General features: G+C 72.9%; 10 protein-coding genes. 6 read left to right on the forward strand and 4 right to left on the reverse strand.

All coding sequences use genetic code 11. The features are described 5' to 3' along the window. Positions 1 to 291: 291 nt before the first annotated feature. Positions 292 to 7,554 carry a non-ribosomal peptide synthetase gene (locus OG568_RS48370; RefSeq protein WP_329529735.1) on the reverse strand — a complete coding sequence of 2,421 codons (7,263 nt, stop codon included), beginning with the start codon at positions 7,552 to 7,554 and terminating at the stop codon, positions 292 to 294. Continuing rightward, positions 7,551 to 12,695, reverse strand: coding sequence for a non-ribosomal peptide synthetase (locus tag OG568_RS48375; RefSeq protein WP_329529736.1), 5,145 nt, complete (start codon positions 12,693 to 12,695; stop codon positions 7,551 to 7,553). The genes OG568_RS48370 and OG568_RS48375 overlap by 4 nt, the downstream gene beginning before the upstream one ends. Before the next feature lie 1,099 nt (positions 12,696 to 13,794). Here OG568_RS48375 and OG568_RS48380 point away from each other — a divergent pair. Beyond that, positions 13,795 to 14,328, forward strand: coding sequence for a hypothetical protein (locus tag OG568_RS48380; protein ID WP_329529737.1), 534 nt, complete (start codon positions 13,795 to 13,797; stop codon positions 14,326 to 14,328). Between the two features lie 55 nt (positions 14,329 to 14,383). Here the strand turns inward: OG568_RS48380 and OG568_RS48385 are convergent, their stop codons facing one another. Then, complete coding sequence (locus OG568_RS48385; RefSeq protein WP_329529738.1) at positions 14,384 to 15,436, reverse strand: helix-turn-helix transcriptional regulator; 1,053 nt, start codon at positions 15,434 to 15,436, stop codon at positions 14,384 to 14,386. Between the two features lie 965 nt (positions 15,437 to 16,401). Between OG568_RS48385 and OG568_RS48390 the strand changes: the two genes are divergently transcribed. The 5 genes from OG568_RS48390 to OG568_RS48410 all read left to right on the forward strand — a co-directional run bounded on the left by OG568_RS48390 (position 16,402) and on the right by OG568_RS48410 (position 21,004). Further along, positions 16,402 to 16,614, forward strand: a complete 213-nt coding sequence (locus OG568_RS48390) for an MbtH family protein (RefSeq protein WP_329529739.1) — start codon at positions 16,402 to 16,404, stop codon at positions 16,612 to 16,614. Between the two features lie 113 nt (positions 16,615 to 16,727). Beyond that, entirely contained in the window at positions 16,728 to 17,825 is a 1,098-nt protein-coding gene (gene hppD, locus OG568_RS48395) for a 4-hydroxyphenylpyruvate dioxygenase (protein WP_329529740.1), read from the forward strand. Continuing rightward, a complete protein-coding gene (locus OG568_RS48400; protein WP_329529741.1) occupies positions 17,822 to 18,949 on the forward strand; it encodes an alpha-hydroxy acid oxidase in 1,128 nt (375 codons plus the stop codon). Before hppD ends, OG568_RS48400 begins: the two co-directional genes overlap by 4 nt. A gap of 74 nt (positions 18,950 to 19,023) precedes the next feature. Then, positions 19,024 to 20,331, forward strand: coding sequence for an aminotransferase-like domain-containing protein (locus OG568_RS48405; protein ID WP_329538229.1), 1,308 nt, complete (start codon positions 19,024 to 19,026; stop codon positions 20,329 to 20,331). Between the two features lie 268 nt (positions 20,332 to 20,599). After that, entirely contained in the window at positions 20,600 to 21,004 is a 405-nt protein-coding gene (locus OG568_RS48410) for a hypothetical protein (protein ID WP_329529743.1), read from the forward strand. 109 nt (positions 21,005 to 21,113) lie between these two features. On the opposite strand, the gene OG568_RS48415 is transcribed toward OG568_RS48410, so the two are convergent. Continuing rightward, positions 21,114 to 24,131 carry an AfsR/SARP family transcriptional regulator gene (locus OG568_RS48415; protein WP_329529744.1) on the reverse strand — a complete coding sequence of 1,006 codons (3,018 nt, stop codon included), beginning with the start codon at positions 24,129 to 24,131 and terminating at the stop codon, positions 21,114 to 21,116. Positions 24,132 to 24,293: the final 162 nt, after the last annotated feature.

Below are 24,293 nucleotides of genomic sequence, written 5' to 3' on the forward strand. Positions count from 1 at the left end.
GTGCCGGAGCCCCACCCGAGCCGGAGCCGGCGACCGCGCCGGCCGGTCGTCGGCTCCGGCCCACCCGCTCCCCAGGCCGGCTGCCGCGACCCGCGGACGGCTATCGGCTGTCGGCTGTCGGCTGTCGGCTGTCGGCTGTCGGCTGTCGGCTGTCGGCTGAGGGTCTTGGCCCGTGGCGAACGCCGGCTTGTCGGATCTGCTACCTGAGCACACCCCGACGAGGACCATGCCAAAGGGGGTGGGGTCCCGGCCGGCCGGGACCCCACCCCCTCCGCGATCAGGCCGCCGGCATCACACCCGGCCGCCCGCTGCCGCAAGTTCGGCCTCCGCGCGCTCGCGGGCGCGGCCACCGGACCGCAGCCCATCGGCCACCGCAGCCGCGACGACGCCGATGTGCGCGGGTTGCAGCATGTCCTCGTGCCGGCACTCGACGCGGTGTTCGGTGATCCGCCCGTCCACGTAACGCGACCATGTGCCGGTGGCCGTGACCGACAGCGGGGTGCTCGCCGCCGCGGTGAACGCGAGGACGTCCCCTCGGAACACCCCGGGCACGTGGGTGCGCCGCGCATCGCGCGCGATCCGGTAGTCGTGGAGCATGGCGTTCAGGGTCTGCTCCGAGACGTCCCGCAGCGGATGGTCACCGGCGCGCAGCCGGCCCAGGATCCACCCGGGCGACAGGTCGCCGGTGCCGGCCGACGACGGCGGGACCCCGAGGGAGCGGGCGAGGTCGGCGAGCAGGGCGGTGTCGTCCGCCTCGCCGTCTGCGCTGTGCGGGTACGCATCCAGGAGGGCGAGCGACTCGACCCGCTCGCCCTCCCGCTGGAGCCGGACGGCGACGGCGTGGGCATTGACGCCGCCGAAGGACCAGCCGAGCAGCCGGTAAGGGCCGTGCGGCTGGATCCGGCGGATCCAGCGCGCGTAGTCCGTCGCGATCTCCTCGACCGTCTCCGGGGCCGGCTCGTTCCCGGCCACACCCCTGGCCTGGAGGCCGTAGAGGCGCTGCTCGGGCGGGAGGTGGCGCAGAAGCCGGGCGTAGGCCCAGCTGAGTCCGCCGGCCGGCGGGAGGCAGAACAGCGGCTCACCCACCCCCCGGTCCCTGATCGGCAGCACGGCCTCCAGCGCGGACGAAGCGGAAGACGAGGCGGGCGCGGCGCCCATGCGGGCTGTGAGCATGGCGACGGTGGGTGCTTCGAAGATGGCGCGGACGTCCGTCTCGGTGCCGAAGGCGGTGCGGATACGGCCGATGAGGCGGGTCGCGAGCAGCGAGTGCCCGCCGAGTTCGAAGAAGTGGTCGTCGACGCCGACGCCGGCCACGCCCAGGACCTCGGCGAACAAGCCGCACATGGCCTCCTCCTCGGCCGTGCGCGGGGCCCGCGAGGCTGCCCGCGCCGACACGTCCGGCGCGGGCAGCGCCCGCCGGTCCAGCTTGCCGTTCGCCGTCGTGGGCATGGCCGCCATCGGCACGACGACCGAGGGGACCATGTACTCGGGCAGCGTCCGCGCGGCGAAGGCCCGCAATCCCGCCGGGTCGAGGACCGCGCCGGGCTCCGGGAGCACGTAGGCGACCAGGCGCCGGTCGCCGGGCCGATCCTCGCGGACGATCACGACGGCCTGCGCGACGCCGTCGTGGCGGGCGAGCGCGGACTCGATCTCGCCCAGCTCGATCCGGAAGCCCCGGAGCTTGACCTGGTCGTCGGTGCGGCCGACGAAGTGCAGCTCCCCGTCCGCGCTCCACCGGGCCAGGTCCCCCGTGCGGTACATCCGTTCGCCCGGGGCCCCGTAGGGGCAGGCGACGAACCGCTCCGCCGTCGTCTGCGGGCGGTCGAGGTAGCCGCGGGCGAGACCGGTGCCCGCGAGGTACAGCTCACCGGTCACTCCGGCGGGCACCGGCTGCAACAGCGCGTCGAGCACGTAGGCCCGCGTGTTGGCCAGCGGCCTGCCGATGGGAAGGGCAGCGGACGGGTGCGCGGCGTCCTCGGGGCGGATCAGGTGATGCGTGGCGAGGACGGTCGCCTCGGTGGGACCGTAGAAGACCAGCATCCGGCGACCCGGCGCCCAGGGCCCGACCAGGGAGGGCGGGCACGCCTCGCCGCCGACAGTCAGGGTCTCGACACCGTCGAGGCACAGGTCGGCCCCCGCCGCGAGCAGCGTCGGCTGCAGGAAAGCGTGGGTGACCGCCTCCCCGCGGGCGGTCTCGGCCAGCCCGTGCGGCCCGAACACGGTGCGCCGGCTCACCACGAGTGCCGCACCGGACAGCAGGGCGCGGCAGATCTCCGCGGTCGCCGCGTCGAAGCTGAGCGAGGCGAAGTGCAGGACGCGGCTGCGCGGCCCGATACCCAGCAGTTCCCGCTGGGTGGTCGCGAAGCCGGCGATGCCGCGGTGGGTGACCTGGACGCCCTTGGGGCGCCCGGTGGACCCGGAGGTGTAGATGACGTAGGCGGGATGGGCCGGCAGGAGGGGGCAGCGGCGTTCGGCGTCCGTCACCTCCTGCGGCGAGGCGGCGTCGAGGGCTTCGATCGTCGCTGGATCGTCGAGCAGGAGGTGCGGCAGCGCGGTGACGCAGGGCAGCCGGTCTCCCGTCGCGGTGGTGGTCACCGCCAGCAGCGGCCGGGCGTCGGCGAGCATGAACGCGATGCGCTCAGCCGGGTAGTCGGTGTCCAGCGGCAGGTAGGCGGCGCCGGACTTGGCCACGGCCAGCAGGGCCACGATGGACTCGACGGAGCGCGGCAGCGCCAGGGCGACGATCTGCTCGGGTCCGGCCCCGCGGGTCGCCAGCAGCCGGGCGAGCCGGTTGGCCCGCGCGTCCAGCTGCCCGTAGGTGAGCCGGGAGCCCTCGCAGACGACCGCGACGGCGTCCGGGTCCGCCCGCACCTGATCCTGGAACAGGTCGGGCAGGGTGCGCACCGGCACGTCGGCGCGCGTGTCGTTCCAGCCCACCAGGAGGGTGTCGCGCTCCTGCGCGGACAGGATGTCGAGGGAGCCGATCCGGGCGTCGGGATCCGCGGCGGCCGCCTCCAGCACCCGCACCAGCCGGGCCGCCATCGCCTCGGCCGTACCGGTGTCGAACAAGTCGGTGGCGTACTGCAGGACCCCCCACACCCCGCCCGCGCCGCCGTCGGGGGCGGTGTGCTCGGTCAGGCTGAGCGACAGGTCGAACCGGGCCGCCGCGCGGGTGCCCGGCCGCTCCTGCACCGCCAGCCCGGGCAGCCGCAACTCGGCAGCGGCCGTGTTGTCCAGGGCGCACATCACCTGGAAGAGCGGGTGCCTCGACGCGGAGCGGCCGGGGTTGAGCAGCTCCACCAGCCGCTCGAACGGCACGTCCTGATGGTCGTAGGCGGCCAGGTCCGTCTCCCGGACGCGGCCGAGCAGGTCGCAGAACCGGGGGTCCCCGGACAGGTCGGTGCGCAGCACGAGCATATTGACGAACATCCCGACGATGTCGTGGAGGGAGTCGTCCCGCCGGCCGGCCACAGGGGTGCCGATAGGGATGTCGGTGCCCGCGCCCAGCCGGGAAAGCAGGACACCGAACGCCGCCTGCACCACCATGAAAAGACTCACCCGGTGCGAGCGGGCGAGCCGGACCAGCCGGTCGTGCAGCTCCGGGCCGATCTCCACCGGGGCGCTCGCCCCGGCGTAGGACGGCAGCGCCGGTCGCGGCCGGTCGGTGGGCAGCGGAAGGTCGTCCGGGAGCCCTGCCAAGTGCCGGCGCCAGTAGTCGACCGGACCGCCGCCCGGGCTTCCCGCGTCGTCCAGCGTGTCGAGGAACTCCTGCTGCCACAGCGCGTAGTCGGCGTACTGCAGTGGCAATTCGGTCCATCGGGGCTGCTCGCCCGTGCGGCGGGCGGTGTAGGCGTCCGCGAGGTCGCGCAGCAGCGGCAGCATGGACCAGCCGTCGCCGGCGATGTGGTGCAGGACCAGGACCAGGACGTGGTCGGTGGCAGAGAGAGCCAGCAGTTCGCAGTGCAGCGGGGGTTCGGTGGCGATGTCGAAGCTGCGGGCGGAGGCCTGTGCGACGGCGGCGTCCACCGCGTCGGCGGCCACGTCGCGTACCGGCAGTCCGGGGCGGGCCTGCTCGGGTGGCAGCACGAGCTGGTGGGGTTCGCCCGCCGCCTCGAGGAAGACCGTGCGCAGGCTCTCGTGCCGGCCGACCACGTCGGCCAGCGCCTCCCGCAGCGCCGCGGTGTCCAGGTCGCCCGTCAGCCGGTACGCGACCGGCATGTTGTACGTGGGGCTGGGCCCCTCCAGCTGGGCCATGAACCACAGGCGCCGCTGCGCCGATGACAGCGGCACGATCGGCGGCCTGGGCCCGCGCGCCGGGCGCGAACGCGCCGGGCCGCCCGCGGCCGCGGCCGCCACGCGGGCCAGGAGCATGGCCGGAGTGGGCGCCTCGAAGAACGTACGGACCTCGACGTCGACGCCGAGCGTGGCGCGGATACGGCTGATGAGCCGGACGGCCAGCAGGGAATGGCCGCCGAGTTCGAAGAAGTGGTCGTCGACGCCGACGCCGGCCACGCCCAGGACCTCGGCGAACAAGCCGCACATGACCTCCTCCTCGGCCGTGCGCGGGGCCCGCGAGGCTGCCCGCGCCGACACGTCCGGCGCGGGCAGCGCCCGCCGGTCCAGCTTGCCGTTCACGGTCAGCGGGAACGCGTCGACCACCACGAACGCCGCGGGAACCATGTAGTCCGGCAGCAGCGCGGCGCAGTGGGCCCGCACCTCGGCCGCCATCCGGCCGCGGTCGGCTGGCGACTGAGCGTCGGTGGCGGTGGCGGTGGCGGTGAGGTAGGCGACCAGACGCTTGTCGCCGGGCCGGTCCTCGCGGACCAGGACGGCGCCCGCGGCCACCGCGGGGTGCCCGGCGATCACCGACTCAACCTCGCCGAGCTCGATCCGGAAGCCGCGGATCTTGACCTGGTCGTCGCCGCGCCCCAGGTACTCCAGCTCCCCGCGGGCGTTCCAACGCGCCAGGTCGCCGCTGCGGTACATCCGCCGCCCGGGCGGGCCGTAGGGATCGGCGACGAACCGGCCCGCGGTCAGATCCGGGCGTCCCAGATACCCGCGCGCCAGACCGGCTCCGGACACGTACATCTCCCCGGGCACGCCGGGAGGACAGGGCAGCAGGGCGTCGTCCAGCACGTGGACCTTCAGGTCCGGGATGCTACGGCCGATCGCGCCGGGCACCGGGCCGCTGCCCGCAGGCAGGGCGCTCAGCGCCTTGTAGCTGACGTGCACGGTGGTTTCGGTGATGCCGTACATGTTCACCAGCTGCGGCGTCCGGTCGCCGTGGCGCTCGTGCCAGTCCGCAAGGCGGGTGAGGTCCAGAGCTTCCCCGCCGAACACCACGCTGCGCAGGGCCAGCGCGGCGCTCGACCGTGGATCCTGCGCGTCGGCCTGGGCCAGCTGGTAGAACGCCGACGGCGTCTGGTTCAGCACCGTCACCTGCTCACGGGCCAGCAGCGCGAGAAACTCGGCCGGTGCGCGCGCGACGTCCACCGGTACCACGACCAGGCGCCCGCCGTGGAGCAGAGCACCCCACATCTCCCACACCGAGAAGTCGAAGGCGAACGAGTGGAACCACGTCCACACGTCGTCCGGGCCGGGACCGAACCAGCCGTCCGTCGCCGTGAACAGCCGGAGCACACTCGCGTGCGGCACCAGCACACCCTTGGGGCGGCCGGTCGATCCCGAGGTGTAGATCGCGTAGGCCGGGTGCGACGGCAACAGGGCCGACGTCCGCTCCTGGTCGGTCAGATCGCCGTCCGGCAGCAGCGCCAGGCGGGCGGCGGTCCGCACGTCGTCGAGCAGCAGCGTCGGCCGTCCCCGGCCGGTCGCTGCCGTATCGCCCGACGCCACCACCACCGCCGGGTCCGCGTCCCGCAGCATGTACGCCACCCGGTCGGCCGGATAGTCCGGGTCCAGGGGCACGTACGCCGCACCGCTCTTGAGCACGGCCAGCAGCGCCACCGCCAGCTCCGCGGACCGGGGCAGCGAGACGGCGACCCGGGTCTCGGGGCCGGCGCCGCAGGCAACAAGCATCCGGGCCAGGCGGTTGGCGCGGGAGTTCAGCTCACCGTAGGTGATCCGCGTACCGTCGGCGTCCACGACCGCCGGTGCGTGCGGGCTTCCGGCGGCCTGCGCCTCGAACCGCTCGGGCAGCGTGCGGCCCGGCATCACCGCGCTGTCCGTGTCGCTGCACGGCGCCAGGACATCCCGCCACTCCTCGTCCGACAGCAGGTCGATGGAGCTGACCCGTAGGCCCGGGTCGGCCGCCACCGACGCCAGCAGCCGCACCAGCCGCGTCACCAGGGACTCGGCCGTGCCCGGATCGAACAGGTCGGTGGCGTAGAACAGGACGCCGTCGATCCCGGCCGGACGGCCCTGGCCATCCGCCCGCTCGCCGAAGTCGAAGGTCAGGTCGGTCTTTGCCACGGGCTGCCCGACCAGGTAGGGCCGGGCCTGAACCCCCGGCAGGTCCGGGGCCGCCACCTGGTTGTTCTGCAGGGCCACCAGCACCTGCGTCAGCGGGTGCCGGGCCATCGAACGGGCCGGGGACAGCTCCTCGACCAGCCGCTGGAAGGGCACGTCCTGGTGGTCCAGGGCGCCCAGGCTGCGCTCCCGCACACGGGCGAGGAGCTCACCGAAGGTGGGGGAACCCGACAGGTCGGTGCGAATGACCAGGGTGTTGACGAAGAAGCCGACCAGGTCGTCGAGCGCCTCGTCGGTGCGTCCTGCCACCGGGGTGCCGATGGGGATGTCCGTGCCCGCCCCCATCCGGGACAGCAGGGCCGCCACCGCCGCCTGAAGCACCATGAACAACGTCACGTCGTGCGCGCGGGCCATCCGCGCCAGCCGGCCGTGCAGCTCCGCGGGGATCGTCAGCGCCGCCCGCCCGCCCGCGTGGCCGGCCACCGCAGGGCGCGGTCGGTCCGCGGGAAGCGCCAGCTCCTCGGGCGCCCCTGCCAGCACCTCCCGCCAGTAGGCGAGTTGCCGGTACTGGAGACTGCCCGGGTCGTCCGCCGCGCCAAGCAGTTCCCGCTGCCAGAGCGTGTAGTCGGTGTACTGCACCGGCAGCGGCTCCCACTGCGGCTCCCGGCCGGCACTGCGCGCGGCGTACGCGACGGACAGGTCGTGCCACAGCGGCTTCAACGACCAGCCGTCACAGGCGATGTGGTGCACCACCAGGACCAGCACGTGGTCGTGCGGCGCGAGTTCCAGCAGCAGGGCCCGCAGCGGCAGGTCCGTCGACAGGTCGAAGCCGGCCCGGGCGAACTCCTCCTGCGCGAGCGCCAGCCCGTCCTGCGTCGTGCGGGCCCTGCGCAGGACCGGCCGGCCACGCGGACCGGCGACGATCTCCTGCACGGGGCCACCGTCCCGCTCGGGGAACCGGGTGCGCAGGCTGTGGTGCCGGTCGGCGACATCGCCCAGCGCGGCCTCGAGGGCGTCCGCGCTCAGCGGGCCCGTCAGCCGTACGGCCACCGGCAGGTTGTACGTGGCGCCGCCCTCGACCTGGTTGAGGAACCACAGGCGGCTCTGTGCGAATGACGGTGCGATCACGATGACTCCTTCAGTTGTGCCATGGGGCGGAGCGCGGGACGGCGTCCGGCGGTGGCGGACGCGGGTGCCGCGGCCAGCCGGGCGGCGACGCCCGCGACGGTCGGCGCCTCGAAGAACGCGCCGATGGCCAGCTCCGCGTCGAACGCCGAGCGGATCCGGTTGATGAGCCGGGCGGCCAGCAGCGAGTGCCCGCCCATGTCGAAGAAGCTGTCCTCGACACCCACCGAGGCCACCCCGAGGACCTCGGCGAACACCGCGCACAGGAGTTCCTCGCGGCGGTCGGCGGGCCCGCGGCCCTTCGCGCCGCTCGCGTACGCCGGCGCGGGTAGCGCGTTACGGTCGAGCTTGCCGTTGGGGGTCAGCGGGAACCCGTCCACCACCATGACGGTGGCCGGGACCATGTAGTCGGGGAGGACCTTCGCGACCGCGGCGCGCAGCTCGGCCGGCACCGCGCTCGCCCCCGCGGCGGGCACCACGTAGCCCACCAGCCGCTTGTCCCCGGGCCTGTCCTCGCGGACGACGACGGCGGCGCGGCGCACCTCGGGCCGCCGCGCGAGGACCGCCTCGATCTCGGCCGGCTCGATCCTGAAGCCGCGCACCTTCACCTGGTCGTCCGCGCGCCCAGCGAAGATCAGCTGCCCGTCCGCTCGCCATCGCACGAGGTCGCCCGTCCGGTACATCCGTTCGCCCGGCGGACCGAAGGGGCATGCCGTGAAGCGTTCGGCGGTCAGCCCCGGCCGGTCGAGGTAGCCCCGCGCGAGACCCACGCCGGCGATGTAGAGCTCTCCGGTCGTGCCGGGCGCGACGGGTCGCAAGCCGTCGTCGAGGACATACACCCGCATGCCGTCCAGCGGCCGGCCGATGGGGACGCCCTCGTCGAGGCGACTGTCGGGCCCCACCCGGTAGGACGTCGCGAACAGCGTGGTCTCGGTCGGCCCGTAGACGTCGACGAGCACCGTGCCCGGATACTCCGCGCGGACGCGGCGCACCGCGGCGGCCGACACCACGTCGCCGCCGGTCAGGACCTCCCGCACCTGCCCGAACAGGTCGCTGCCGTCCTCCGCCAGGCGGTTGAACACCCCGGCGGTCAGCAGGATCCCCGTCACGCCGCCGTCCACGACCGCGCGACGCAGGGCCGCAGGGTCGAACTCCCCCGGCGGCAGCACCACGACGGTGCCGCCGTTCAGCAGCGGCTGCCAGATCTCGTACGTCGAGGAGTCGAACGCGTGCGGGGCGTGCATCAGCACCCGCCGGTGGTTGCCGCCCTCCCAGCGCCGGTCGGTGGCCAGCGCGACCACGTCCCGGTGGGTGACCGCCACGCCCTTCGGCTGCCCGGTCGAGCCCGAGGTGTACATGATGTAGGCGAGTTCCCCGGGCAGCACCCGGACGGCCGGTGCGTCCTCCCGCCCACCGGCACCGGCTGCGCCGTCCAGGACCACGACGTGCGCGTCGTGGTCGAACTCCCGCCGCGCCATGGCCGGGTCGATCACGAGCACCCGCGCCCCGCAGTCGGCCATCACCCAGGAGAGGCGGTCCGCGGGATGGCCCGCGTGCAGCGGCACATACGCCCCGCCCGCCTTCGACACGGCCAGAGTCGCCACGACCAGGTCCACCGAGCGCTCCAGGAACAGCGCGACCGGTGCGCCGGGGCGTACCCCCAGTTCGACCAGCTGCAGCGCCAGCCGGTTCGCCCGGCGGTCGAGTTCCGCGTAGGACACCTCGTGGTTCCCGAGAACCACCGCGGGGGAGTCCGGCGCCTCTCTGACCCGGGCAGCGAACAGCTCCGGCAGCGAAGCGGCGGGCGGCGGCACCGCGGTGTCGTTCCACTCCACCAGGACCCGGTGCAGATCCTCCTCCGACAGCCCGTCCGGTTCGCCGTTTCCGTCCGGGCCCCCGGCCCCCGGCAGTTGTGCGCGCGGGCCGGCGCTCTCCTGGGCCAGGGCGGCCACCACGTTCTCGGTCGCCGCCGCCAGGAGTCGCCCGACCGCTTCGAGGTCGATCTCTTCGGCGGCCTGCGTCACGAAGGCGAAGCCGGTGCCGTCGTCGTCCACGGACACGGTCAGCGGGTAGTTCGTCCGCTCGCTCTCGAGCAGGCGCTCGAACCCGGCCGGCGAGGCACCCGAAGTCCCTGACTCGTGACGGTAGTTGAACAGGGAGGTGAACAGCGGCGCGGGCGCACGGACCCCCGAGGCACGCTGGGCCGCGGCCGGCGACGCGTGCTCGTGGACCAGAAGCGCGGCCAGCTGGGCATGCATGGCGCGCACGGCGTCCGACACGCCCCCCTCGCGTGCCCGCGCCCGCACCGGGAGGGTGTTGATGAACAGGCCCGGTACACGGTCGGCTCCCGCGCCACCCTGCATGCGGCCGAACAGCACGGTGCCGAAGACCACGTCGTCTCGGCCGCAGATCCCGGCAAGCACGCGTGACCACACGACGTGGAAGAGCGTGGCGGGGCTCACCCCGAACCGCCGCGCCTGGACCCGCACCTGGGCGGCGAGAGCGGCGTCCAGCGCCTGCGTGCGCTCGACGACGTCCCGGCCGTCGCCGCGGACGCCCGGCACGCCGAACGGCACGGTCGGCTCGGTGACGTCGCCGAGCAGCCCCGCGAAGTACGCGTGGTGCTCTTCGGCCGGCACGGCGAGCAGCGCCTGCGCCACATAGGCGCGGTAGGGCAGCGGTATCGGCAGGTCTGCCCCGTCCCCCCGCATGATCGCGGCCACCTCGTCCAGGATCACCTCCAAGGTGGTGTGGTCCTGGGTGACATGGTGCAGCCGCAGAGCCAGCACCCAGCCCTCGCGGTCCGATGTCGCGAAGGCGTCCATCAGCGGGGCCCGGCGCAGGTCCATCAGCCCGTCGCTGACGGACAGCAGCCGCCGCACCACGTCGCCGCCGTCGGAGGCCACCTCGACGACGGGCATCGTCGCCCGACGGTGCACCACCTGCACCGGATGCGGCAGCCCCTCCCACGCCAGGGACGTCCGCAGGATCTCGTGCCGGCCGACGACCTGCTGCCACGCGGCGAGGAAGGCGTCGAGCGCGCGGCGCGAGCCGAAGCGGAACAACTCCCGTACGACGTAGGTGTCACTGCCCTGGTCGGCCATGAGCTGGTGGTGGTAGAGCAGGCCCTCCTGCAGGGGCGCCAGCGGGTAGACGTCGGCGACGTTCGCCGCGCCCCCCTCGACCCGCGCGACCACCGCGTCCAGCTGCTCGGTGGACAGGCCGGCGAAGGGCACCATCTCGGCGGTGATGCGGCCGGGCGACGGCGGAACACGGCACGGCGGCACGTCGACCTCAGTGGGGGCCGCCGAGGCCGCGAGCCCGGCCACGGTCGGCTCGGCGAACAGCGTCCCGATGTCGACCGCCGCGCCCCGGGACCGCAGGCGCTCCATGAGCGCGATCGCGGACAGCGAGGTCCCGCCCAGATCGAAGAAACTCTCCTCGACGCCGACCTCGGGCACGCCCAGGACCTCGGCGAAGGCGGTGCACACGATCTCCTCCCGCACGGTCCGGGGGCCGCCACCGGCTACCGAGCCGTACCGCGGGAGCGGCAGCGCCCTGCGGTCGAGCTTGCCGTTGGCGGTGAGCGGCAGGGCATCCAGGGCCACTGCGGCTGCCGGGACCATGTACGCGGGCAGCCGCTCGCGCAGGTACGGGCGCAGTGCGGTGGTATCGACACTCTCGGGCACAACGTAGGCGACCAGGTGCTGACGGCCGGGGAAGTCCTCCCGGACCACGACCGCCGTCTGGGCCACGTCGCGGTGGGACAGCAGGGCCGCCTCGATCTCGCCGGGTTCGATGCGGAAGCCGCGGAGCTTGACCTGGGCGTCGGCGCGCCCGACAAACTCCAGGACGCCGTCGGCGGTCTGGCGGACCAGGTCGCCGGTGCGGTACATCCGCTCCCCCGTACCGAAGGGGCTGGCGACGAAGCGCTCACTGGTCAGTCCGGGCCGGCCGAGGTAGCCGCGGGCCAGGCCGGCGCCGGACGCGTAGAGCTCGCCCGTGGCCCCGACGGGCACCGGCCGCAACCGCGCGTCCAGGACGTGGACGCGAGTGTCGGCGATGGGTCGGCCGATCGGGACGCTCGCCCCAGCCCTGGTCCCGGTCACCTCGTGGGTGGTGGTGAACGTGGTGTTCTCGGTCGGGCCGTAGCCGTTGACCAGCCGGGTGCCGGGGAGCCGGTCGAGCACGCTCCGGCAGCGCGCGGGCGACAGCACGTCACCGCCGGCCAGCAGGCACCGCACCCCGGAGAGCACCTCGACATCGGCGTCGACGACCTGGTGGAACAGCCCCGCGGTCAGCCACAGCACGCTCACCCGGCGCGCGCGCAGGAACGCACCGAGAGCGGACACGGACAGCGGGCCGGGCGGCGCGATCGCCAGCGTGGCTCCGTTGAGCAGGGCGCCCCACAGCTCGAACGTCGCCGCGTCGAACGACACGGACGCCAGCAGGGCCACGACGTCGTCACCGAAGACAGGCGCGTACGAAGCCTCGTGCACCAGCCGGTCCACCGCGGAGTGGGGCACGACCACAGCTTTCGGCGCCCCCGTCGACCCTGAGGTGTAGACCGCGTAGACCGGGTGGTCCGGACGCACGGCCGCCCCGACGGCCGGCAGGGCCCCACCGGCCTCGATCAGCGCGTCGTCGACCACGAGTGCCTTGTCGGCCAGGAGTTCGCCGGGCCGTGCGTGCGGGGGCGTGCACAGCACGAGCGCCGGGTCGCAGTCGCCGATCATCGCGGTGATCCGCTCGGCCGGGTACCCGGGGTCGACCGGCACATAGGCGCCGCCGGCCTTCACGATCCCGAGCAGGGTGACCACGAGTTCCACGGACCGGTCCATGGCCACTGCGACGAACGACTCCGGCCCCACCCCGCGGTCGGCCAGCACCCGCGCCAGCCGGTCCGCGCGCGCGTCGAGCTCCGCGTACGTCAATGCCGTGTCCCCGTAGGTCACGGCGATCGCGTCGGGTGCGCGGGCCACCTGCCGTGCGAAGAGCTCGGAGACGGTCGCCGGAGCGATCCCGCGAGAGGTGTCGTTCCACGCGTCCGCGGCGGGAACGCCGTGCGCAGCCAGGCGCGGGGGCCGGGACACAGGGGCTGGGTCCAGCGGCGGGGGTGCGGCGTGGCAGGACGGGTCACTCACGTGGTGCCTCCTCGTGACAGGGCGAGTGGTGAGGGGTCAGGTGTGAAGGGGTTGGACGGGCAAGGGTGGGGCGGCCCTTCCTCGCACGGCGCTGCGGTGTCGGCCGTCCGGACGGTGGCTCGGCCGCTCGCGTGTGCGCCGGCGGGGGCGCGCTGGTGGGTGTGTGCCGGCGGGGCGTCCGCCGATGGGTGTGCCGGAACATGCGGGACTGTGGGACATGTTTGTGTGGGGGTGTGCGTATGCGGGGAACGCGGATTCAGGGCATGCGGATCGGCGGTGCGTCGACTGCGTCTGCGGGCCTGTGATCACCGATGTCCCGGGCGTGCCACGGGACAAGCGGGTGAGCTTCCGCCCATGAGGCACGGGACCGTTCGGTGGCCGGTCCGCTCCCCGGGGCACCGACCCGTCCCGTGACGGCTTGGATGCTGCCACGCCGTCCACGGGCATTCATAGCCCCGCTCGCCGGGCGGCCCGCCGCCGGTGACGCGTGGCCGCAGGACCGCGTCTCACCAGGCAACTCGGCTGCGACAACACCCCGCGCGTGGGGCTGCCCAGTACCGAACTTGCGGCATTTCGGTATGACATGTCCGCCGCGCTCTGCAACCGGCCATGTCCGTAAAGGGACATCGCGCCGTGTCGGCCTGCCGCGGACGCACTCCGGCGCTCGCGCGAGACGGCAAGGCGCGGCGGGGAGAGGCCGGTTGATGAGGGGGGCCAGGGGTTGAGGTGCGGTGAGCCCGCTGCCAGCCTGGAACACGTGACCACCGCGGCCGCGGTGCGACGTGCCGGGACCGTTGCGCGCAACGCGGGTACGCCGCAGGGCCCGACGGCTCCTCAGGAGGCGATCATGAATGCGGGGCCTCTCGCCACTCGGGCGTCCGGCGGTTGCATTCCGCAATCCGGCACGTTCCCCGTGGCCGACTGCCGCGGAACCCGTCCTACGGACGGGCAGCCGCGGATCCGGACCGCCCGGTGCGGGGCGTGGCCGACAGGCGGCTTCCCCACGCACGCCGCCGGCACTGCGCCGGCCGGTCCCGACGCCGCACATACACAGGCGGCGGTCGGTGCCGGGCCGTGACCGACTACGAAGGGCATCGATGTGAACATCCAGTATCCGCATCCGGACGCCGACCGGTTCTTCCGCGACATCGCACTGTGCGTCACGACGTACCGGGGCCGCGGGCCGGCGATGGTCTGGCCGGCCGGCGCCGCCACCGTCGTGGGTGCGTGCGACAGCCGCTCACCGGATCCGGACGCTGGACGGGCGCTGGACGGGCGCGCGGCGCCGCCGGCCCTGCGCGCCGCGGAGCCGCCCATGCGGGAGATGGCGGACCACCTCAGCGGATTCGTACGCCGGCCGGTGCACGCTCGGTACTGGAGCCTGGGGGCGGGCCAGCGGACCGCGCCGCACACGCTGGAGCACGACGCCGTCCTGCTCCAGCTCGCGGGGTCCTGCGAGTGTCGGGTAGCAGGAGCGGGGCCGGGGCCCGGCGGGGACAGCGGGCCGGCCGGGCCCCGCGTCCGGGTACGGCTCCGCGCGGGAGAGGCGCTGTATGTCGCGCGACGCGGAAGCTACGCGCTCGCCGAGGTGCACAGCCACTGCACACTCGTCCAGTTCCAACTGGGGGCGTGACCCGGGGCGGACGGGGACGGTCGGTCCGGCCGGTCAGGAAGGCACGGTGGCACGGTCAGTCCGTCAGGACCGGGCCACCGTCATCGGCCAGCAGACCGCTCGAGGCCATCAGCACGCCCGCCTGGAAGCGACTGCCGGCCCCGAGGGACTGCATGATGTCGGCGATGTGCCGGCGCGCCGTGCGCAGCGAGATGCCCAGCCGCCGCGCGATCGTCTCATCCTTGAGCCCCGCGGCGAGCATCTTGACGATCTTCCCGTCGATCTCGCGGGAGATCATCTCCAGTCCGTCGGCCGCCGCGTTGGAGAACGGCTGGGCCAGGGTCCAGACCTGCTCGAACACCTCGCACAGGAAGTGCACGATGTTCGGCTCCCGGATGACGACGGCGCCCCAGGCGCCAGAGGTGTCCGGGATGAACGCCACCTCGCGGTCGAAGACGATGAGCCGGCCGAAGAGTTCGTGCGCCGTCCGGTACTCGGCACCGAGTGCCGACGCCTGGGCGACGTAGGACTGGCTCGGCGCGTTGAACCGGGCGGTGTGGTGGTAGAGCGTGCGCATCCGCACACCGCGGGCCAGCGCCTCCGTGTCACGGGTAAGGGCGTCCTTGAGTGCCTCGGGGTCGCGGTTGCCGCCGGGCTGGCTCGTCATGATCTCCGAACGGCAGCGCGCCGAGGCCCGGTTGAGCGCGACGCGCACCTCGTCGAGCCGGGGAATGAGCTCGGCCCCCGGGGTCCTGCCGCGCATGCCCTCCACGTAGTGCTGCCGCAGCCCGGCGACGTGGTCGCGCAGGACGCGCAGACCCGCCTGGTGCCGCTTGATCGTCTCCTCGAACGGCGTGATCACGACCTCGGCGGCCAGGTCGGGGTCCACCACCTGCAGCCGCGGCGGGTCGCCGGGCAGGACGTGCAGCAGTCCCCGCTCGGTCAGGGCGGCCAGGGAGCCGTCGAGGCGCTCCGGGTCCATACCCAGGTCCCGCGCCGCGGCGCGCATGTCGAACTGTTCGTGGACCGCCGCCCATCCGTAGAGCGCGACCTCGTCGTCGGCCAGCCATGTGGGCAGGTCGAACCGAGGCGGCAGGTCGTGTACGTCGTGGGTGCCGCCGAACTGCATGCCAGCCTCCGTGCCTTGTGGTCCTGGCAGGGTGAAGACCCTCACCACGCGGGTGATCCCGGGTCGCAGCCGCTGTCCGGGTGCCGTACGGGGTCACGGAAAAGGTAGCCAGGCGGAACATCCGCCCCGAAGCGATGTGCACGAAAGGCTCGGGAAAGCAGGCCCTCCGGCCCATGGGCCCCGGCGCGGTCCTGCGTCCGGGCGGACCTGGGGCGTGTTGCGAAAGTCCCGTCCGGCCCGCGGCGCCTGGCACGGCGCCTCGCCGCGTTGTCGGGATCGTCCGCGTACGCCCAGCACGCGGACGACCCTCCGCCTGCGATGCTCCCCCACTGCCCGAAAGGCGTGGGAGGTACCCCCGGCACCAGACGCCGCGGGCCCCGCCCTCCGGGCGGACGACGCCACTTTCGAAACACGCCCCGGCGCACGCGCGGGTGGGGCACGGCTGCACAGCGCGCCTGCGGTCACGGCTGCTCAACGCCGCCGGGCCGGCCGCTCAACCTGGACGCATCGGCCGCCCCGGCGTATCGGGCGTTCGCCGCAGGCAGTTCGGCTGCTTGCCCCGGGGGCGCTGCGGCCGGGCAGGACAGGACACCCGCTCGATCGGCACCTTGGTGAAGGGCCCGGGGGCTGGAACCGCGCCCGGCCGGGCTGGCAGCCTGAATGCGGCAGGAAAAGCGCCGGCCGAGCGCAACATTCCCCCGCGGCGTCACATCGACATTCCACCTTGCCCGAGATCGGGAGTCCCCCATGCCTTTCTCCACCTCCGGTGTCCGCGAGATCACACGAGTTTCTGCACTGCCCTCCCGGGGCCGTGGCGCGAATTTTCCTAGCGGCCCGGTGTCCGTCGGCGGGGACACGTCCTGGGGCGGCTGACCGGCCCGGAATTCCGCTCGTTCCCGCCGCCGGCCGCGTCGTCCGTGCGCGCATGCCGACTCCACCGTCCCACTACTGACAGGAGGTCAGTCGTGACCAATCCTTTCGACAATCCCGAGGCGCAGTATCGGGTGCTGATGAACGACGAGCACCAGTACTCGCTGTGGCCCGCCTTCGCAGACGTCCCGGCCGGCTGGACGGTCGCCCAAGACCTGAACAGCCGAGCGGACAGCATCGCGTTCGTCGAGGCGAACTGGACGGACATGCGGCCCCGCAGCCTCGCCGACCAGATGGCGCGGGACTGAACTCCGCCCACCTTTCCGGCCGTGTGAACCCCGACGGCCTTTTTCGATCGCGCATCCACGGAATCCCCTTCCGGATCAGCACCCTTTGCGAGAAATGGAAAAGAGGACACGCCATGACGTATACGAACCCCTCCGAGGACCTGCACGTCAGCCACACCGAGATGTACGTCTCCGATGTCACCGCCACTGCGGAGCAGTTCGTGGACGGCTACGGCTTCCACGTCTACGCGGAGGCGGCGCGCACCGACCATGGCGGCCGTAGCCGATCGCTGGCCCTGCGCCAGGGCGGCATCGTGCTCGTCCTCACCCAGCCCCTCGACGCGGCGCACGCCGCTGCTGGGTACCTCGACCGGCACGGTGACGGCGTCGTCGACATCGCCCTGCTCACCTCCGACGCCCGGTCCGCCTTCGAGCGCGCCCTGTCCCGCTCGGCCCTGCCGCACACCTCTCCGGCCGATGAAGACGGCTGGGTCACCGCGACCCTCCACTCCGGTTTCGACGACGTGCGGCACACCCTCGTCCAGCCCCCCGCCGGTGGCGCGCAGCCCGGCCCGCTCCCCGGGTTCACCCCGGTCGCGACCGGAGGCGACGCCCCCGGCGGGACCCCCGGCCTGACCCTCCTCGACCACGTCGCGGTGAGCGTGCCCGTCGGACAGCTCACGCCGAGTACCGAGTGGTACGAGCGCGTCTTCGGCTTCGAGAGCGTCTACCAAGAGCTGATGGTGCAGGACAAGGAGGCCATGGACTCCAAGGCGGTCCGCAGCCCGTCGGGGGAGCTCACCTTCACCGTCCTCGCCCCCAGCCCGGACCACGACCCGGGCCACATCGGCGACTTCCTCGACCGGCACGGCAGCGGCGGCGTGCACCACCTGGCCTTCGCCACCGACGACATCGTTGAGGCGACGGCGAGGATGCGCGAGGGCGGCGTTGCCTTCCTCAGCACCCCGGACACCTACTACGACCGTCTGCCCGACCGGCTCGACCACACCCAGCACCCGGTACGGGCGCTGCGCGACGCCGGCATCCTCGCCGACGAGGATCACGCGGGCCAGCTGTACCAGATCTTCACGCGGACCACGCACCCGCGCCGGACGCTGTTCTTCGAGGTCGTCGAGCGGATCGGCGCCGAGACCTTTGGCAACGGCAACGTCCGGGCCCTGTACGAGGCCGTCCAGGCCGAGCGCGACGCATCGCTGCAGAGCGTGCTGTGATCAACACAGCCCCCACCGACCTGCTCGCACCGGCCGACGCCCAAGGTCCGGCGTCGGCCGCGCTGCCCCCGATGATCGAACGGTTCGTCAACGGAGCCGCCGGCGCGGGTCTGACCCTGCGGGCCAACCGTGCGGCGCTCGACCGGATTTGCGTCGTCCCCCGAGTGCTCAGGGACGTCTCGGCGACCGGCACCGCCACCAATCTGTTGGGCACGCCGTGCGCCATCCCCGCAGCCGTAGCGCCGATGGCCTACCAGCACGCCGTCCACCCCGACGGCGAGTTGGCGGTCGCCCGGGCCGCACGCGATGCCGGCGTACCCTTCACCGTCAGTACCTTCAGCAGCGTGCCGGTCGAGGAGATCACCGCCGTCGGCGGGACGACATGGTTCCAGCTGTACTGGCTGCGGGACCGGGGCATGACGGCCGAGCTGCTGTCCCGGGCGGAGTCCGCCGGCTGCACCGCCCTGGTCCTCACCGTGGACACGCCGCGGATGGGCCGTCGCCAGGCTGATCTGCGCGGCTCCTTCCGGCTGCCCGAGGGCGTGCGGGCCGCGCACTTCGACCGGCGTGCAGACGGCATACCGGCCGCCGCGCGGACCGGCGTCAGCGCGATCGCCACCCAGACCTCCGACCTCGTGGACCCCTCCTTGTCGTGGCGCGACCTGGAATGGCTGCGGGAGCACACCAGGTTGCCCCTGGTGCTCAAGGGGGTCCTCGACGCGCAGGACGCCGCGACGGCCGCGCGCCTCGGCGTGGACGGGGTCGTGGTGTCCAACCACGGCGGCCGCCAGCTCGACGGCGCGCCACCCGCCGTCTCGGCCCTGCCGACGGTCGCCGACGCCGTCGCGGGTCGGTGTGAGGTGCTGTTCGACAGCGGGGTCCGCAGCGGCACGGACATCCTCAAAGCACTCGCGCTCGGCGCCGGCGCGGTACTCCTCGGCCGGCCCGTCCTGTGGGGGCTCGCCGTGGGCGGACAGGCCGGGGCCCACCGCGTCCTCGACCTGTTCCGGACCGAACTGCACAGCGCCATGGCGCTGGCGGGCTGTCCGGATCTCGAGGCGGTGACCGGGCTGGCCACCGCGGACGGGCCGGTCCCCGGCACAGCCGAGGGCGGCAGCCGATGACCGCGCCTGTGCGCCCGCCGATCACCGGACGCGTACTGCCGCCGGCGGGCGCGCATGCCCAGGGGCCGCCCGCCATGGCCGCCGGGGCCGAGCTGGATCTGTCGGACCTCCACGGCTCCCTCGCCGATCCGCTGCTGTCCGCCATGAACTTCCTCAACGAGGTCGCCGGCCGCTACCCCGAGGCGCTGTCACTGGCCGCGGGGACGCCGTACGAAGGCTTCTACGACGTCGAGGACGTGCACCGCGCGCTCCGCGCATACTGTGCGCATCTGCGGGACAAGCGGGGTTTCGACGAACGGCGTGTGCGGCGCCGCCTGCTGCAGTACGGCCGGACCAAGGGCATCATCCACGACCTGATCGCCCAGTACCTGAGCGTGGACGAAGGCATCGACGTCGACCCGGAGTCGATCGTGCTGACCACCGGGTGCCAGGAAGCGCTCCTGCTGACCATGAGGGCGCTGCGGCGCGACGAGCGGGACGTGCTGCTGGCAGTGAACCCCGTCTACGTCGGCGTCACCGGGGCCGCGCGGCTACTGGACATGCCGGTGCACCCGGTGGACGGAGGCGCCGACGGGATCGACCTCGCAGACCTGCGGCGCCGTATCCACCGGGCGCGCGCCGCGGGTCTGCGGCCGCGCGCCTGCTACCTCGTGCCGGACTTCGCCAACCCCACGGGCCTGCGGCTGTCCCTGGCCTCGCGGCACGCCCTGCTGGAACTGGCCGATCGGGAGGACATCCTGCTGCTGGAGGACAACCCGTACGGTCTGTTCCCGCTCGGCGAGGGGCGGCTGCCCACGCTCAAGTCGCTGGACGCCGGCCGGCGCGTCGTCCATCTCGGCTCGCTGTCCAAGTCCGTCTTCCCCGGCGTCCGGATCGGCTTCGCCGTGGCCGACCAGCAGGTCCTGCAGGCGGACGGCGACCGGTTCCTGCTCGCGGACGTGCTGGCCAAAGCCAAGAGCATGGTCACGGTCAATACCGCGCCGCTGAGCCAGGCGGTAGCGGGCGGCTGGCTGGTGGAGCACGGCTGCAGCCTCGTGCGGGCGACGCACGACGTGCGGAAGGTGTACCAGCGGAACCTGCGACGGCTCGTCGACGGGCTCGCCGTGCGCTTCCCGGCTCCCTCGCACGTCACCTGGAACACACCGGAGGGCGGCTTCTTCGTGGTGGTCGACGTGCCCTTCGAAGCGACCGACGCCGCCCTCGAGTACTCCGCCGCGACGCACGGCGTGCTGTGGACGCCGCTGCACCACTTCTACGACGGCCGTCCCGCGCTGCGCTCGCTGCGGCTGTCGATCAGCGGCCTGGAGGCCGACGAGGTCGACGACGCCCTCGACCGCTTCGCCGCCTTCGTCCACGCCTACCGGCGATCGTCCGCCGCCTGAACGGATGTCGCGTGCCGACCGCCGGGCCCCGCGACCACCACACCTCACGCGAACCACCCCGTACCTCGGCGGCCGACACACCGCACGCGAGCAACACACACGCTTCGAACCCCGTGACAACGGGCAGCAGCCCTGTTTCGCACGGAACGCGCAACGGTCCCCATCCGCCCGGGGGGAACCTGCCGGGAACGTTTCGGGAAAGAACCAGAACCGTTCCGAAGGAGGCTCGTTCCTCTGCGTACCACTCGCCTACGAGAAAGATCACCCGATGACCACCACCCCGGACCAGCCCCGCGCCCTCACGGGTCTGAACGCTGCCCTCAGCGAGATGAAGGACGCCGAACGCTTAGCCGAATACATCGAGGTCATGCGGAGCTCGGGCTCCTACGTCACGCATGACGTCCCGGACGGACCGGTGTTCAGCATCGAGACCCGCAGCGCCAACGGCATGCACCACATCGTGGGCATCGAACCCCGGCAACTGTCCGACCAGCAGGAGGTGTTGCCGCCGCCCGGCGAGGCGGACAGCGCCGTGCTGCGCTCCGCCGTGCGCGGCCTGCTGGACCTCACGGGATACGAGTCGGGTACCGCCCGGGTCGAGGTCGTGCTGCTGCCGCAGGGCCCCCGCATCAACGCGATCTGGCTGGACGCCGCCCACTGGGGGGCGGAGTGAGCAGAAGCCGGGTCCCGCACCCAGGGCCGCACCCTCGGCGGCGCCTGGCAGCGCCGAACGGCCCCGCCCTCCCGCCCCGTCGGGCGAGGGGAGCGCGGCCGTTCCGCTCTTACCGGCGGCGCCGGCCGGCCGGCACGCCCATGTCGGCGAACATCTCCTCGCCGACCTCGCGGTGCCTGGCCGCCGTCGCGTCATCGCCGAGGGCGTCACAGACCTGCGCGAGGCCGAGGCGGGCGTACGCCTCTTCAGGGCGGTAACCCAGCTCCGCCGCCCCTTCCCACGCCCGCTCGTGCAGGGCCCTGGCCTCCACGTGCTCCCCGCGTCGGTGGAACAGCCGGCCGACCATGTTCTCGACCTTGACGCGGCGCAGGGGTGACGCGCTCGCGCCGACGTACTCCAGTGCGGTGCGTGCGTACTGAGCGGCCTGGTCGGTGTGCCCGAGCCGCTGGGCGATGTCCGCCGACAGGGCCATCGCCATGGCCACCATGCCGGGCTCCCGGGTGTCGTCGCACATCGCGCGGGCCCGCTTCATCAGACCCTCGGCCTGCGCGTACTCGCCGAGGCCGACCTGGGCGATGGCCAGGTCGATGGTGGCCACGAACTCGTTCTCGGGCTGGCCGAGTTCCCGGCACAGGTCCAGCGCACGCCGGGCGGCGGAAGCAGCCTCGGCGTACCGTCCCCACTGCTCGTAGAGCGTGCTGAGCACCGTCTGGGACTCCGCCTCCGCCCTGCGTAGACCGAGTTCACGCTCGCCGTCGACGGCCGCCAGCAGATGCTCCAGGGCTTCCGGAAAGCGCCCCAGCAGGCTCTTGTAGAGGCCGAGCGTGCTGTCGCTGTGCGCCTGCGTGGCGCGGTCGCCCATACGGGCCGCGACGCTCCACCCCTGCTCGGCCACCTTGATGCCCTCGGTGAACCTGCCGAGTTCCCAGTAGGCGACGCCGAGGTTGGCCAGGCTCACCCCCAAGAGCAGGTCGTCACCCAGGAGCCGCGCGGTGTCCACGGCGCTGCGGCATACGCTCTCGAAGTCGTCGAGCAGTCCGTGGGCGTTGAGGTAGAAGGCGAGGTTGCGCGCAAGGCAGACGGCGTACCTGTCGTCTCCGTACTGCACGGCGAGCCCGATCAGCGATATCAGGGTGTTCTGTTCGCGCGCGAACCACGCGCGGGCCGGATCGGTGTCCCGGACGTCGGGCACATCGACGTCGGAGGCCTTGATGCCAGTGGCGATCTCGCGGCGTCCCGGAAACAGCGTTGCGCAGGCGCGTTCGGTGACCGTGAAGTAGTAACCCAGCAGACGCTCCACGGCGGCCGCGGCGCCGTCCCCGGGGATACCCCCGAGCAGCCTGCGCGCAAAGGCGCCGACCAGGTCGTGGTAGGCGTACAGGCCGATCTCCGGCTGCTGGACGAGGTGCACGTCCAGCAGCAGTTCCAGTACGTCCTCGCCGTCCCGCGCCGACCCGCCCAGCAGCGCTCCGGCGGCGTACGCGTCGATGCTGCCCCCGGGGTGCAGGGCCAGTAGCCGGAACGCGGCGCGGGTCTCCTCGTCGAGCGCCTGGTAGGACAGCCGGAGCGTAGCGGCCACGCTCCGTTCCCCCACGCTGAGTTCGTCCAGCCGGCGGGTCTCGTCGCGCAGCCTGTCGGCCATGTACCGCACGGTCCACCGCGGGCGGTTGCCGAGCCGGGCGACGGCGATGCGCAGGGCGAGCGGAAGATGACCGCACAGCCTTGCCAGTTCGGCCGCCGCCTCGGGTTCGCCCGCGACGCGCTCCGCGCCGAGGGTCTCGGCGATGATGTCGGCGCTCTCCTCAGGCGCCATCACGCCGAGCGAGATCCACTCGGCGCCGTCGAGGTCGAACAGGCGCCTGCGGGCGGTGACCAGCACCAGGCAGCCGGATGTTCCCACCGGGATGAGCGAACGCACGTCGTCGGCTCGTGACGCGTTGTCCACGAAGATCAGCAGGCGTTTGCCGGAAACCGTTCGCCGCCACAAATCCGCCCGTCCCGCGGCCTTGTCGGGTACTCGCTCCTCGGGCACTCCGAGGGCACGCAGCATGACGCCCATCGCGTTGACCGGGACCACGGGATCCCCCTCGGGAGCGTAACCGCGCAGGTCCACATAAAGCTGCCCTTCCGGGTAGTCGCCGGAAAGCAGATGCGCGGCTTTTATCGCGAGTGAGGTCTTTCCGCTGCCGCCCATACCGTCGATGGCAATGATGCGGGTTCCGCTGCGCTGCGCGAGGTCAAGGATTTTCCGCAGTTCCCTTTTGCGGCCGGTGAATCCGGGCATGTCGTACGGCAGCGTGCACGGGGGGTCGACGACGGGGGAGGGAGGTGAGGCGGGAGCAGGGACCGCTGGCCGGGGACCGGCGAGTTCGGGGCTCTCGCGGAGGATCCCCTCGTGCAGGGCGGCGAGTTTTCCACCGGGGCTGACGCCGAGCTCCTCGACCAGCAGTTCGCGGACCTTGGCGAACTCCTCCAGGGCCTCGGCCTGCCTCCCCGACTGGTACAGCGCGATCATCAACTGGCCGCGCAGGGTCTCGCGCAGGGGGTGCAGGGCGACGACCTCGCGCAGGTCGACGACCAGGTCCGCGGCCTCACCGAGGGCCAGTCGCAGCTCGAAGAGGCGCTCTTGCGCCGCCAGCCGGCGTTCCTCTATAGCGGTCGCGGCGGCCTCGATGACCGGGCCGCCCTCTCCCGACAGCACCGAACCACGCCACAGGGCGAGAGCCTCGTGCAGCGCGCCGACCGCCTCACTCGTGCGACCGGACGCCGCCGCGTCCTTCGCGACGCCGGTGAGGACATTGAACTCGATGAGGTCGAGTTGGCCGTCGGTCAGCACCGCCCGGTACCCCGGGCCGTCGGTGACCAGCACCTGGTCGCCCTGGGGAATGCGCTGACGCAGGATCGCGACGGCCTTGCGCACCTGATGGGACGAGGTAGCAGGCGGATCGTCGCTCCAGACGGAGGTCACCAGCCGGGAGACCGGCAGCACCCTTCCCGGTTCCAGCAGCAGTGTGGTCAGCACCCGTTCCTGGACGGCGCCTCCGAGTCGCAACCGCTGGTCGCCGAACCAGCCTTCCAGCGGGCCCAGGATATTGAAGCGAAGTTGCCCGGCAGGTCGCGTCAGCATACTCGGCTTCAACCGTCACCCCTCGCCCGAAAAAACTGCATATCTACGATGAAGAGGTCTCCAGCAAGGGGTGGCCAAATCGCCCGGCCATTGCCACCCGCTCCTAGGTCCAGCCGACATCAGGATAGCTTCGGGAATGCGGCAACTCGAGGGTGCTGCTGG

The organism is Streptomyces sp. NBC_01450, assembly GCF_036227505.1.
Classification (GTDB): domain Bacteria; phylum Actinomycetota; class Actinomycetes; order Streptomycetales; family Streptomycetaceae; genus Streptomyces.

Excerpts from the sequence above, each read along its gene's own strand:
- OG568_RS48405 (WP_329538229.1), top strand. The coding sequence starts at position 19,024 with ATGGCCGCCGGGGCCGAGCTGGATCTGTCGGACCTCCACGGCTCCCTC.
- OG568_RS48385 (WP_329529738.1), bottom strand. The coding sequence starts at position 15,436 with ATGCAGTTCGGCGGCACCCACGACGTACACGACCTGCCGCCTCGGTTC.
- hppD (WP_329529740.1), top strand. The coding sequence starts at position 16,728 with ATGACGTATACGAACCCCTCCGAGGACCTGCACGTCAGCCACACCGAG.
- OG568_RS48415 (WP_329529744.1), bottom strand. The coding sequence starts at position 24,131 with ATGCTGACGCGACCTGCCGGGCAACTTCGCTTCAATATCCTGGGCCCG.
- OG568_RS48410 (WP_329529743.1), top strand. The coding sequence starts at position 20,600 with ATGACCACCACCCCGGACCAGCCCCGCGCCCTCACGGGTCTGAACGCT.